The organism is Syntrophobacterales bacterium, assembly GCA_031274925.1.
Taxonomy (GTDB): domain Bacteria; phylum Desulfobacterota; class Syntrophorhabdia; order Syntrophorhabdales; family Syntrophorhabdaceae; genus PNOM01.
The window spans coordinates 40,703-54,215 of record JAISPL010000004.1 but is presented as its reverse complement, the minus strand read 5'-3'; the positions used below and the strand labels follow the sequence as shown (position 1 = coordinate 54,215).

General features: G+C 48.5%; 11 protein-coding genes. 3 read left to right on the top strand and 8 right to left on the bottom strand.

The window, feature by feature from the left end; translation table 11 throughout:
• Positions 1 to 84: 84 nt before the first annotated feature.
• The 6 genes from cas4 to LBQ00_00560 form a co-directional block, all read right to left on the bottom strand.
• The gene (gene cas4 / locus LBQ00_00585; GenBank protein ID MDR2017382.1) at positions 85 to 723 is read right to left on the bottom strand and encodes a CRISPR-associated protein Cas4; all 639 of its coding nucleotides are present in this window, start codon (positions 721 to 723) and stop codon (positions 85 to 87) included.
• Positions 724 to 1,316: 593 nt separating this feature from the next.
• Positions 1,317 to 2,204, bottom strand: a complete 888-nt coding sequence (gene cas7c, locus LBQ00_00580) for a type I-C CRISPR-associated protein Cas7/Csd2 (protein MDR2017381.1) — start codon at positions 2,202 to 2,204, stop codon at positions 1,317 to 1,319.
• Positions 2,201 to 4,012: a type I-C CRISPR-associated protein Cas8c/Csd1 gene (locus tag LBQ00_00575; GenBank protein MDR2017380.1), complete on the bottom strand. Its 1,812-nt coding sequence runs from the start codon at positions 4,010 to 4,012 to the stop codon at positions 2,201 to 2,203. The genes cas7c and LBQ00_00575 overlap by 4 nt, the downstream gene beginning before the upstream one ends.
• A complete protein-coding gene (cas5c, locus tag LBQ00_00570; GenBank protein ID MDR2017379.1) occupies positions 4,005 to 4,697 on the bottom strand; it encodes a type I-C CRISPR-associated protein Cas5c in 693 nt (230 codons plus the stop codon). Before cas5c ends, LBQ00_00575 begins: the two co-directional genes overlap by 8 nt.
• A 334-nt stretch (positions 4,698 to 5,031) precedes the next feature.
• Entirely contained in the window at positions 5,032 to 7,257 is a 2,226-nt protein-coding gene (locus LBQ00_00565) for a CRISPR-associated endonuclease Cas3'' (protein ID MDR2017378.1), read from the bottom strand.
• A 457-nt stretch (positions 7,258 to 7,714) separates the two neighbouring features.
• Positions 7,715 to 8,089: a diguanylate cyclase gene (locus LBQ00_00560; protein MDR2017377.1), complete on the bottom strand. Its 375-nt coding sequence runs from the start codon at positions 8,087 to 8,089 to the stop codon at positions 7,715 to 7,717.
• Positions 8,090 to 8,214: 125 nt separating this feature from the next.
• On the opposite strand from LBQ00_00560, the gene LBQ00_00555 reads away from it, so the two are divergent.
• Both LBQ00_00555 and LBQ00_00550 read left to right on the top strand, forming a co-directional pair.
• A complete protein-coding gene (locus LBQ00_00555) occupies positions 8,215 to 8,478 on the top strand; it encodes a hypothetical protein (GenBank protein ID MDR2017376.1) in 264 nt (87 codons plus the stop codon).
• A 663-nt stretch (positions 8,479 to 9,141) separates the two neighbouring features.
• Complete coding sequence (locus LBQ00_00550) at positions 9,142 to 9,711, top strand: flavin reductase family protein (protein ID MDR2017375.1); 570 nt, start codon at positions 9,142 to 9,144, stop codon at positions 9,709 to 9,711.
• 14 nt (positions 9,712 to 9,725) lie between these two features.
• Here LBQ00_00550 and LBQ00_00545 read toward each other — a convergent pair whose 3' ends face one another.
• Positions 9,726 to 10,535: a transporter substrate-binding domain-containing protein gene (locus LBQ00_00545; protein MDR2017374.1), complete on the bottom strand. Its 810-nt coding sequence runs from the start codon at positions 10,533 to 10,535 to the stop codon at positions 9,726 to 9,728.
• Between the two features lie 129 nt (positions 10,536 to 10,664).
• A complete protein-coding gene (locus tag LBQ00_00540) occupies positions 10,665 to 12,323 on the bottom strand; it encodes a B12-binding domain-containing radical SAM protein (protein ID MDR2017373.1) in 1,659 nt (552 codons plus the stop codon).
• A gap of 209 nt (positions 12,324 to 12,532) precedes the next feature.
• Here LBQ00_00540 and LBQ00_00535 point away from each other — a divergent pair, with 209 nt between their 5' ends.
• Complete coding sequence (locus tag LBQ00_00535) at positions 12,533 to 13,513, top strand: hypothetical protein (protein ID MDR2017372.1); 981 nt, start codon at positions 12,533 to 12,535, stop codon at positions 13,511 to 13,513.

The following is a 13,513-nucleotide window of genomic DNA, read 5'->3' as shown; positions in this document are numbered from 1 at the left end:
CTTCAATCCGCACCGCAATGGTTTCACCCTCCTTCGAGAGATAAGCGCCCTGGGTCGTAACAAAAAGTGTGTTGAGGTGCTTTTTCATATACTTTTCAAAACTCCGGACAGATACCGCTCTGCGGATTTACGCCTTGTGAGTGTCTTAGGCAAGCATTCGGCAAGAAGTGAACAGTTGTCGCACTTTTTGGTATAGATTGGCTCCGGAGTCTTCTTTGTTTCAATTAGTTCCCGGACCCGTAGGGCTGTCTCTTCCAGTTCGGCTCGCAACGTATCATCAAAGGCCACGTCATGGCGTCGCCTCGTCCTGCCGTAGAACAGCGCACCTTTCAGGACCTCTACGTTCAGCATTTCTTCGAGGCATACCGCCTGGGCGCATAGTTGGATTATGTCGGAATGGTCCATCTTCGGCTTGCCACGCTTGTACTCAACCGGAAACGGTTGCCAATATTCCCCGGATCCGAGGTGAAACTCGACGACGTCAGCGATGCCGACCAACCCGAGACGCATAGAGCGAAGCGGAACCCCTCTCGCAATCCTGACGCTGCCTCTCGACTCGCTTCCCTCATCATGGACGCGCTCATGCATGATCCGTCCTTCAGCGGTGAATCGATTCTCCGCCCACGCCTGCTCCGTGTGGATCAATGCGCACTGCCGTGGGCAAAAAATATAGTGCTGCAACGCAGAAATCATTATGAGGTCTTCTTCGGCGTAAATGGTCACTTTCTTCTCCTGTCACCGCGAGCCTGTGGGTGGATGCAATAGAGTATCTCCATGAAGAAACCGCTCTCTTCCAGTAAATCCTTTTTCAAAATTTTTAACTGTCGGTCAAGAAGACAGTCTTTTTAGTATACCACACAGACTATGATGTTTGCGGCGATTTTAGGGAGCTGGCTCTAAAAATAGGTCATTTCGACCAAATAGGACTTATCCGCCTTATACGCCACTCATCCCTTCTGCTTTCCTTTACTTTGCCATCACCTTTTCCCAAAAGAGCGAATCCTCGCTACCCTAAATAATCCTGAAAATCAAGGAACAATTCATCACAAACTCGCCCTGACCGCTCCGATGAGTTTAAATTCCGTCTTTTTCGAAACACAAGAAGCCACGCTCCCCTCACGATATTCTACTTGCCGATATAAGCCTCTTATATAATCTGGTCATGGAGTTCGCAACCGCCTGCCCACAAACCCAGTCGCAAAAGAAAACCACGGCGTTGAAGACAATTTCCGCCATCCTATTGCGACAGTAATCACAATAACCTCCGTAAGAGGAGACAAGGATTCCCTTCTAAGCTTAATACCCTAGCGCCCGCCCTAAACCAATCGCTTCAACGCCACACCAGGGAATCCTTGATCATCAAGTGGACCATCCTTAGGAAACCTAATAACTTCAGCATAATCTTCAAAAGACCGTGGCGATCTCTCAATGGCAGGGGTTTTAATCAGTTCAAAAAGTCTGTGAGCGGGAGCATTGCCCTTCTCGTTATCGTGAGTATAGACCCAAAGACCTCGCACCGCCATTTCTGCCCGCGCTGCCGAACGATCAAAGTCGAAAAGGTTTGCAAGGGCACTCCATAGAGCCATCAAATCATCAGTGTCCACACCGGTATTTTTGGCTAAAAACGGATTAAAATAACCGTGAGATCGGTAAAGGCCGTAAGGTATTAGGGTCTTACGGCCCATTTCCGTCGTTCCGGTTTCCATCCTTTCCTCTGTAGTACGCGCCTGTCTGGTAATGGCCAAATCAAGAGGTAAAACCGGATTAATGGACCGTGCGAAAGTGAATTGCGCCGGACCGCGCACCTGCCCCGCATTAAGCCGGGCATCCTTTTCACCTGTCGCGAGGACAGCCCCGAACATACGAATATCGAAATACTCCTTGCACAACTGAGACTGAAGCCTGGGGATCACTTTCTTACCTTCCTTCTCTTCTTTGCTGATTGGAGGCTCCACTTTGCCCGCAACTTGTTCTTTTAATGTGTTGAGCGCTACTTTGCTTTGGATAAAAATGGAAACGTTTTGCGTAAGTTGAAGATAGTCACGTACCTTACGTTTAAGCGCGACATCGGTCACCAGACCATGCATGGTTTCAGGATCCACACGGGGCAAGTTTCCGGCGTCAGGATCTCCGTTCGGATTTCCGTTCGTTACGTCAAACAACAAAACAAACTCATGGCGCTTCGTCGGATCAGTATAGCTCATTGATTCTCTCCTTCATCTTTCTCTTTTTCACGGTTAGCCCGAAATGCGGCCCGCCGGTGGTAGAATCCCAAGGCAAAATCAGCTTGCCCTTCGAGATTCAGGATTTTCGGAAAACCTCCAGCCTCAACCATAGAGGACATCACTTTTTCTATCGACTCATTCAATTTTCTGCCGACCTCTGGAAGATGGGCTGTAGAAGCCACATTCATGAGCCGTCCAAAGATTGCCTTAGGCGCCGTTGAGGCACCGCCGTAAGAATTGTTTACGACAGTCCTTTCCAAACGCTTTCCAATTTTAAGAAAAGTCGCTACCTGCTGGGCTTCTTCAAGAATGGCCAGCAGACACCCGCATAAATAAGCGGAGTTTTGGTGATCTGAATTTAACTCATACATACAATCAACCTCCTTTTTATAGTAAAGTCCAAGCTTGATTGATGAAGCCAAAACTTGTAATCTCCAAGTTTCGCGTGCGTCCTGGAGGATATTTGGTATGCGAAACCGATTGACAGCTGCAACCCACAACTCCTCAGGGGGATCGTAACCAAGATACGCGGTCCGCAAAAGCTGCCGGGTAAGATTCGGGTTCTTTGTTTCTAATGCCTGCAGCAATGTGCCTATCGAAAGAGGCCGCGCTTCTTCTCCCCAAGCGGAAACAATACGAGACGCCTCCAGAAACTTCGCAAGGTTCTTTTTGACCTTCTCAAGGGAGACTGCGACCCATTCTCGTAAGGCAATTCTGCCGACATTGGGAGAGAGGATGCCCAAATAAAAACCATAATCATTGAGGCTAAGACTCGAATCCACAGAAGACCACGGGAGCCTGAGCAACTCCAACAACTGTGAAACGGTCGCCGATGCCGGTCCTTTCGGAATCCCGGCAAGCGCTGCTCCGAAGTCAACGGATGACAGGCTGCTCAAGTCGAACACCTTGTCTCCAACTTGAACCGGGGCTCGATCTTTCACCCAAAACAACGCGATCTGGTTGGCCAGAGAATCTTTCTTCTTGTCAAAAACCAATACGCGTCGGTGTTGTTCAGAATTACTCAAATAATTGAAAGCTCTGGAGGCCGTATCGCCGCATTCAAAACAAAGTCCGATGTGAGCCTTTTTGAAGGCGTCAGGCCCCGATATGAAAGATGCAAAGGCGTCAGCATTGATCGAATGCAGGGGTGTATTCCCTACCAGCTTAACTCCCACAGGGATCTTCCCTAAAAGTGCTGCTTCTTTGCCACATACGGCGCATTGCCCCCGTATCAGCCGTTTGTCCTTCTTTCCTCCTGGAGTGCTTCTTGACTGCAGTTCAACCGTCCAGAATCGGCGGGCATCGTCATGTTCGAACAGATGCTGTCCCAACAAGGGACCTGCCCCCGGGACAAAAGAGAGCCAATCCTTAGTCAAGATTTCACCTAATCGAGGGTCCTGGCGCAATCTGCCCTGTTTTAACGCGGCATCCAACCAGTTCATGGCCTCCTTGAGAGCAGGGTCTTTCAAACCCTCCCATGCTTGAAATTTTCTGAGCAATTTGCAAAACGCTTTGTGCTTTTCATCAGCCCGCTTGTCCAACCCGTTCTTATCTTTATTCACGCCTAACGCATATCCGGCTTCATCAATCAGCAGGTGAGCCTCCACCCCGGAAGTCCGGCCGCTAAACGGCCGCGGATGGTTTAACTGGGTTTCTTCCAAGTACACCCTTTCCTCCCATAGGTGCACTATCCACTTGACAGGTTCTTTGTAGTAATAGAAACCAGGATGAGGCAATACGCCTTTCGGTTCAAGATCATGCCCAAGGTCTACCAGTGCCCTAAACATTCCATCCCTCCAAATGATAAAGTTCACGATATCTGTCCTTAGGTACGTTAAGCCACCCTCCCTTGACCTCCGCTGAGAAGAAAAGCGCCTGAGCATATCCGCCCACCGGGCTCTCTTTGCCGGGCCGCTTGAACTCCATCTCAACTCTTTCTACACTTTTAACAAAAGCTATGTCGAAAAGCATCGTGCCAACTGGCAAATCAAGATATGGTGGTTCTTCGTTACTCATAGGCATGACACAGGCAGCGCATTCCCGTGTGCCAAGATAAGGTGTATGATAATGCTGCCCCTTATCTACACGCCTGCGGAACTGATCAATATATTTATAAACCGAATCAACACAGTGAGGCCGGAGCCGTATTTCAGCCTCAATACTGTATGCAACATTTTTCAACATAAGGCTTGAGCGTTGCTGACGTCCATCCTCTATATAAAAAGGTTTGCTCCCTTGCCGGTCCGCCAGTTCGTTCTTTAAAATTACCGTTTGACTGCCTAACTTTAATATGCCAACCCTACGGATCTCATATCTGAATTCCGGTTTCCAGAAAATGGCTTCAAGAACACCACGCGCCGCACTTGGCGTGATGACCGGATAACTAACTCGCTCTACCTTAAATTCCGGACGGGAAAAACACGCATATTCGCCGCTGACATTGATTTTAATTAGCTCATCGTTCTGGCTCATTTGACCCTCCGCTCGCGCATTCGAATCATACTAACTTTGACTTCCGATAGAGCTTAGAGATCTGGCGAAATTTCGCAAATGCAGAAGGCTCCATCATAACCATGTGTCACAAACAATCATTAGCTTCAACTTTCTTGAAAAACTATACAACAGGCGTGAAAAAATGTCAATCTTTATTTCTTTTGTTGGGCTATATTACTTTTAGTAACCTTGATTTTAAATACTACCTCGGTTAGACTATTCCAAGTTGCGGCGGAAACAGCCGTGGATTGAAATATTTCTTTTGTTGGGCAGGAGAATGCCGTCGTGAAACGTTGACGACGTCATTCTCCCGTTACACAATAAGGTCGCTGGGGTCAGTATATCCTTCTATTATGCCTATTTTTTTGTCGTACTTACCTTTCCACAGGTAGAGCCCTTCCGCGCATTGCTCAAGCCAGTCCTTCTTCTGCCCCACTTCATGCCGATATAGGTTTACGAGATACGGCTGGAGCGCCCTCCAGGTAGCACGACTAGGAACCGCCTCCCATGCTGCAAACCGGTCAATGGCGTCTTCATAGGGCACTACCACCGCTACTGTTTCCTTAGGGATTAAACGGTACTTTTCCGCTGTTTTCGGATAATTGAGGTCTTCGCGAAATTTTTGAATCTCATTTTTGTCTAATCCCTCTCTCCGGAAATGGTTATAAAGCATACTAAAATACTGTTTGTATAGATCAGGGTCATGCAGTCGTTCAGCGGAATTCTCACGAAGCAGTAATTTGGCTTGTTCCATGCCTATCATGTAGGGCCCCTTCGGCGCCCTCCCCTCTTTGGGCTCAAAAATAAACACCCTTCCCTTCTTATGGCAGTTCTCCCTGTTACATCGTCCTGCCGCCTGCACTATCCGGTCCAATGGGCCAACGGCTCGGCAAACTATAGGAAAATCCAAATTGACTCCCGCTTCGACGACTTGGGTACTTATAAGGCGCACCGGCTTAGGGTCTTCAGGATTTAATCTCTTTTTGATCTCCTCAAGAGTCTTCTTCCGATGGGCCCCACAGAGAAGGGTGGAGAGGTGGAAGGTATCGGCTACGCCATTCATTGCGGTTATCAGGTCAAGGGCGTCCTTGCGGGAATTGAGCACCACCATGGCTTGCGCAGCACCGCTCACTTTCCTGGCCAGACGCCCCCACGATAGAGGCCTGCGGTAATATACGTACTTAACTCGTTTCAGCACTGCAAAATGGTCAGGATATTGCGGGACTATTTCATGAACCGGCACACCATGGAGTTCTTCAATCCATGCGCTATCTTCATAAGCAGGCTGCGTTGCGGTACAAAGGACTACGGTCGAGCCATATCCGCCTTTCTCAACAGGTGCAGCAAGGGCTCGCACAACATCCAGAGTAGGTCGCAACAACTCAAGAGGCAATGTCTGTACCTCATCGAGAATTATGATAGACCGGGTAATGCGATGGAGTTTCCGTACCTTGGACGGCTTGTTGCTAAACAAACTCTCAAAGAGCTGCACCGTTGTTGTTACGATCAAATGTGCGTCCCAATTCTCCGTCGCCAGGTTGCGGCGGACCGAACGTTCATCCTGACGTTCATCCTGGCGGTCTTTCTTCCGGTCTTCCGAGTCTATTGATGTTTCCATGGCAGAGTGGTGTTCGAGCACTGCGTCGTTCCCGAAAATTTCACCGTACACTTGCGCGGTCTGGTCAATAATACTTGTATATGGAATTGCTACAATTACTCGTGTCATTTGTTTGTGGATTGAGGCATGTTTGAGGGCAAAGGCAAGCCCGCTTAGCGTTTTTCCTCCGCCGGTGGGCACGGTAAGACTGTAAATGCCTGGTTCGCTAGTTGCCGAACTCAGGCAAGCCTCATATACTTCTTTGCGAATTCGGTTGAGCGGGGTGGAGTCGTTAAGGATTTTACGTTGCGTCGTCTCAAGTTTCTTCCACAGCATATCAAGTGTCTGCCACCCTTGACGCATATTTGCCTGCTTGGGATTGAAATGTTTCTCTGTATTAAGATAATCTGCGTCCACCAGGGCCGAGAAGAGCATCCGAATAAACAATTCCCGCCTTGTTGAGGCGTTGTTTACGTCATTACCGGTGAGGCTGAAAGATTGGAGGGGTAATTTTAGAGTTTTTATGCCGTTTTGCATCTGTTCCAGAGAGGAGGGACTTTCTTTTAGAAACGCGCTAAGCTTGGTTACAGCATTCCCGAGGTCGGACAGTCCGGCATGATGCCCCATGATTGCAAGAGACAACTCTTTCCATCCCTCGGGGTCCTTCTGCATATTCCAGATGAAATGATAGACTAGGGCGGCTCCCCATATGGAATGAGGTACCTTTTTGTGCTGCAATTTTTTAGCGCAGGCGTCAAGATAGTCTTGAAAGCATGGATTGATCTTGCCGAGGTCATGCAGCAGCCCAATATTGTACGCGAGTTCTCCCGCGCCGAATTTCTCCGCGAACTCTTTTGCTTTTTCTGCGACCTCCTTCAGATGTTGATCAAGATAATGCCATTCGCATTTATCGTTCGGGGTATGGGCATGCAGTCTATCCATAAGACACCACCCGTTTATTCGACGGGCCAATGAAACATGAGTTGCGGGACGTCTCATCTTTCCTGTCTTTATTATTTTTATACTCAGTTTGTATATGAAGAAGGAACTCTCTGAAAGGCAAATAAGGATTCCGGGCCAACAAATGCTCCAAATCATCCCCCGTAAACTTTGGTTGAAACAACAAATAAAGAGTATATAAGTTTTTCAATTTGTATCATTCGGAAAAGATTAAATCAAGACAACTTGAGGCTTATTCCAGCCAAAAAGCTGCAAGATACTTCAAAAGAGCTGGATTCCGCTTGACACATTGATAAATAAATGCCGAAAAAAGAAGGGCGCTAAATGAATACTAGGTTTGATGCTGTATCGTTTGAGGAGTTTTAAGATGGTTATGCGGCTTATGCCCGGTTTAAACGAAGAGTTCTCCGGGCAAACACCGTCCGTTCTTTGCCGGCTCTCAGTGAGCGCAACCGCCACCATGCCCGCCACATGCGTGCTGCATGGTCAATTCAGGAAGTTCTCCCGCCTTCAACATTTCCATGTTGCCTTTCACTGTGGGCATTACAGCCCCGTATACCCTGATGCCTCGGGAATTAAGCCCCCGAATTGCTCCTGCGCCGATCCCGCCTACAACTACGGCGTCTACGTCCTGGCCGCCGATTGCCATGATGGGATTGCATGCGCCGTGAACATGATTCACATCTGCGTTACTGATAGTAACAACCCGCTCCGTCGCCGTATCTATCGTGACAAAAGCCGGAGCCGAGCCGAAGTGATTATAAACCGTACTCTCCATTCCTTCATCTTTCTGTACCGCAAAGGCTACTTTCATACAAAAACCTCCTGTTTATAGACAATTTTTTCTGTTTCTGCACTGACACATTATTATAATCATATGTTCATAATTGTGTCAAGACCGTGGTTCTCGAGTTGTTATTATCTTGTGTCACGGAACACATGAGAAATCCACACCACGCGAACGTCCGCTACGAAAATTCACTGCAAAACCCCGTGAGTATCGCAAATGCCCTGACATTGGCTTTCTACGCTCTCGCAAATAAAGGCTATACTGCACAAAACACAAGAGATTTCATAGGAGATGAATGGGTTAGGGAGATAAAAATCAGGCACAATCCGGACACTATGAGAATTATCCTCGTCCACAATGGCATCGTGCGTGGAGCGTCCAAGCAGGGAACCAAGCCAACGGGACGCGCATGACTTACGACAAGAAGTTGTTCGACTCCACAGCACAAGAATTATAGAAGACGAGACGGAATCGCAGAAATCAGGCGCGGAGGCACGGATCAATGAAGGAGATTTATGCATGGGGGATGTATACTATGTGCGTCCTCGTTGCGGTTAGAACAGTTTTATGGTCCCCTCTGCCGCCATAACCGTAACCCATCCGCATCCTGCAAATGCAAGGCGCCGAGAAGAGCATGTTCCAATACTGCCGCCAATGTCATGCCCATATCTTTTCCATCCTTTTTTCCTTCTTTCGCAAGATTATTTATATACCTATTATAAAGACCGAACGCGAGATACCGGCGAAGAGATTATAAAATATTGTGAAGAGGGCGTGCCCAGGCAGTTAACCGATACTTTTTATTGATTAACGGACTGATTCATTCTATTATCTTGCCTGGTGTATCATTTGCGTAACTGTATAAAGGTAACAATTCATTCGAATGACGAAAGAAGAGGCCCCGCCGGAGACGCTCCGTCATTAAACTCAGGGTGTCGTTGAACTTCGTCTTAGGCTCCTTCTATTATGGGTTTTCTCCGCAGGAGGGGTCAGGGAAATGCAGTTGCATAGTGAACAAGTTGCGGAATCAATAAACGTGAAAAGTCTGTGGTACGCCGCGAGAATCACAGGAGGCAATGATGAAGAAATCAATAGGCGCGAAGACGATACTCTACCCTACTCCATCGGTGGTGGTGGGCACTTATGATAAGGAAGGGAAAGCCAACGTCATGACCGCAGCGTGGGCGGGCATCTGCTGCTCCGACCCGCCGTGCATCGGCATCTCTTTGAGGAAAGCAACGTACACCTACGGCAGTATTGTCGAGAGGAAAGCATTCACAGTCAATATAGCCTCAGAGGCTTACGTGAAGGAGACGGACTATTTCGGCATCGCATCAGGGGAAAAAGCAGATAAATTCGCCGCAGCCGGACTAACTCCAGTGAGGAGTGAGGCAGTTGACGCACCCTATGTGCTGGAACTTCCCTTTGCCCTTCAGTGCAGGCTCATCCATACCATTGAGATAGGGTTGCATACCCAGTTTATCGGAGAAATTGTGGATATCATTGCGGATGAGTCGGTGCTCAACGACCGCGGGGTCCCCGATCCAGAAAAGGTGAGGCCTCTCGTCTTTTTCCCCAATATAAGGCAGTATTACAGCATCGGCACGCCCCTCGGAAAGGCATTTTCTATAGGCAAAAAACTATAGTCATCTCTCAAGGGCTATTTTAGCGGCAAAGTCGGCTCATCATGTTTATGGGAGATCCTCTCCACGAGTTGCCCAATGGTACCGTCCGTTCGCATTTCCCCAATTACGGCGTTAATCTTCCTTAGAAGAGAGACGTCCCCTTTACGCACCGCTATGGCAATCTGATTATAGCTCAAGGTATCGCCCAAGTTTTCAATCTTAAAACCTATTCTATTTTTTCCGTACATACCGACGACATCGTCGGTGACAACCGCATCGACCTCTCTTTTCTCCAGAGCCGCGAGAGCGTCGTTGTTGGTCCTATATTGCCGGATGCAGCCCGCACCTAACTTTTCTGCATCGTCCTTAAAGGTTGATTCCTCCATTACACCGATGGTCTTGCCTTTGAGGTCTTTAATTGTTTTGAAGGGTGAATGTTTTGACACCATAATCTGGGACCTGGCATGGTAGTAGGGAATAGAAAAATCTACCAGTTTCGCCCTTTCCTCTGTTATCGCCATACTGCCCAAGATCGTATCGTAGTCCCCCGTATTCAGTCTGCCGATTATATTCCGCGAATCCACGGCTATTAATTTTGCATCGACTCCCATTCTCTTAGCCAGTTCTCTGGCCACGCCCACGTCGAATCCGGCAAGCTCCTGCCTTGCGTTGTAGTAACAAAAAGGCGGGTAACCAAGGCCCATTGCGATCCTTATATGCCCTGCCTTTTTTATATTCTCAAGGGAGTCGTTCTTTCCCCCCTGGCACCCAGCAAGATATAGGAGCGATATAACGATGGCCACGGCAACTACCCACGAGACTCCGGTCCGCCTACTCATCCTCATACACTCTCCTTTTAGCCACCAATTTCTGCTTCGCGCTTACCAAATCTTTATATTTGTTTTTATTCCAAAATTCAAGAATAATCACAGTCTGACTTCTGACCCGTCAATAACCAACTCGGCCCGGTCCCATCAGTCCATCTTAAGAGAATGGGAAGTTCTAAATCCTCTGACTGCCAGTCCTTTGGACTGCTCAAAAAAACGCTTCACTAAGGAGGCGTCCTGAGGCTCTTCCTGAAACTGCCTTCGTCCAGGATCATAAGAGACGAACCTTCTTTCTCTGACTAGGGTGGATACGATCTCCCAGTCAATAGGACTCACTCCCGCCGGCAGGCGCCCTGCAAGATCCGAGAGCCTCTTTACCCCCGGCTCCAAGTCGGCCAGATTTTTCACGTAGTTGATAAATCTTGTGAGTTTCATAAAGGTAAAGAGCGTATCCCTCGGAATGAGCGGATTTACGGGGAACATTGCACTTGATCTCAGGGATCTCACCCTGTCCTCCCAATTAAGCCCTACGGTTTCGTCGAAAATAGGACTCCCAGGCGCGAGATAGAATATGCTGGGCCCCGGAAGGAGCCGCTTGCCCATGAGGAAGATCAGGGTCTCTAGAATTTCCCCTGGCGTTTGATCGGGAAGGCCGATGATAAAATGAGTCTCAACGAGATAAGGAGAATCTTCGAGCCAGGGCAGGAGGGAAAGGAAATTCCAGGGGAAGAGCCTTTTTTGCCTCTCCATGACCGGTTTTGAGATATCCACGAGGGAAAAATTGAGCCTCCGGAACCCCGCCTCGTACATTCTCTTCAAGGCAGTCGTGTCCAAGTTTCCGGTATAGATTCCATTCATGGCGGAGAGGGTAAATCCCTTGCCATTGAGGAGATCCAGAACATGCCTGAAAAAGTAAGGATCGAGATTCAGCATGTCATCCTCGAAATCGACAGCGCCAATGCCGAGATCCTTGAAAACCCCGATCTCCTCTTCAATACTCCCAAGACTCCTTTTCCTGTAAGGGATGGATGGTCGGCCGCAAAAGGAGCAGTGAAACGGACAGCCTCTTGATGTCAACAGGAAAGAGTAATTCTTCCTGCCAATCCGATATTTGGCAGGATCAAGGAATCCGCGGTCCGGTATCATGTCGATATCCTCTTCAATGTTGGGTTCGGAAATGCGGAAACCACCCCCTTCCTTGAAGCAAAGGCCATTGATGGTGAGATCTTTACCGGCCACACCCCGGGAAAGTGCCGTTAGCAGCTCAAAAAGCGGGGTCTCCCCTTCTCCTCTTATCACATAGTCAACCGATGCGGACTCAAGCACATGGCGGGGAAAAAGGGTAGGGTGGATTCCTCCCATGACCGTTACAATCCCTCGGTCCACCTCTTTGGCAAGCCTCGCGACCTCAATGGCTTCAAGAGAGTAGGTGGTAAACAGGGAAGATATGGAGACCACATCAGGTTTTTCCTTTGCAATCTCCTTCTTTATCTCGTTCTTATCAAGGCCAAACCGGTAATACCGTCCGAAAAATGAAAACGGCGTACGCACCCCGTCACGGTAATAGTCCGCAAGGTCGGGAAAAGGATGCATCCCAGGGACCACGCGTCTGTGCCCCGTCCTCATATCCATCACTATTACATCCGAGATATCCCGAATCCTAACAGCCAGATATAGGAGCGCCAAGGGATAAGTCCGTATGGACGTGTCGTAGAAATCCTCGATGGGCGGTTGTATGAGGAGCACTTTCACGGCAAAGAGTATAATATGGTTTACCTGTCGTTGACAAAATCTTTGAAGGGTCAAGTTGTCCTGTTCAAATCAGGACTCTCTTGAAGCCATCTCTAGAGCATTTTCTATTTAATTATTTACGTTTTATGGTACATTTTACCGAGCTAATCGGTGGAGTGAACCGGGGCATTTGGCGAAAGTTGCAGACCATCTCACATCTTCCGTCCTCTCCTTCGTGGGTCGTCGTTTATTGAAAAAAACATTGGGGTATAGTAACTTAAGGTATGTTGGACAGTACGCAAAAACGGGAGATCATCACCGCTCACGGATCTAAAGACAACGCGCTGGAGGACATCCATACTCTTTCCCGGCAATGTTCGGAGCACCCCGAGGTCGAGATAATCGGTGGGAAGGATGCCCGCGACCGCATCATTGAACGCTCATCCGCTCTCTTCATTAATACGGAATTCGTCCTGGTCGTCATTGACCCCGACAAGGAACTGGTCCACGACGTAAAAAAGCAGCTTCTCTCACTGAAGGAACGCGTTCACGTCATCATCTACCTCACCTCCCCTCCTTCTGACGGTCATCGGCTTATTGAAGGCAAGACGGTCGTCATGGAGCATAAGAAAGAACGGCGCATTGAAGAGCGCGTACGGCTGCTCATCAGGAAATATGAAAAAAAGATGACCCATCAGGCCCTGCAGCTACTCACCAACAGGATCAAAGACGAATCAATGATCGACATGGAAGTCATGAAACTTGTCTCCTATGTGGGAGAACGGGGCGAGATAAAGTCGAAAGATATTCTCGCGGTAGGAACCGAGACCCATGAGGAGAGCATGTTTGCCCTTTTCGACGCTTTCTCAAGGAAGGACAAAAAACAGGCCCTTGCGGTATTCGAGAACCTTCTGGGGAACGGCCTTCACGTTCTCGCCATTCACAGCTTCCTCGTAAGGCAGACAAGGCTTCTCATTCACGCTAAGGACATGGAGGAGGTGTTCACCGCGAACCAAGAGTATTCGGTCTTCTCAAAGACGTTCGCCAAATGGAAAGGCAGTTCAGGTATCAAGCCCTCGGAGAAGAAGCACTATCTGCCTTTCCAGAAACCCTATTATGCGTTCAAACTTTCCAAAACAAGTGAGCAAATCTCGAAACAGGACCTCATCGCCTTTTTAGATATGTTGACCGCTCTTGACGTGGCCATAAAAAGCGGCACAAAGCATGAGCGCGTCCTCATGGAAGAGGCACTGATAGAGGCTTAA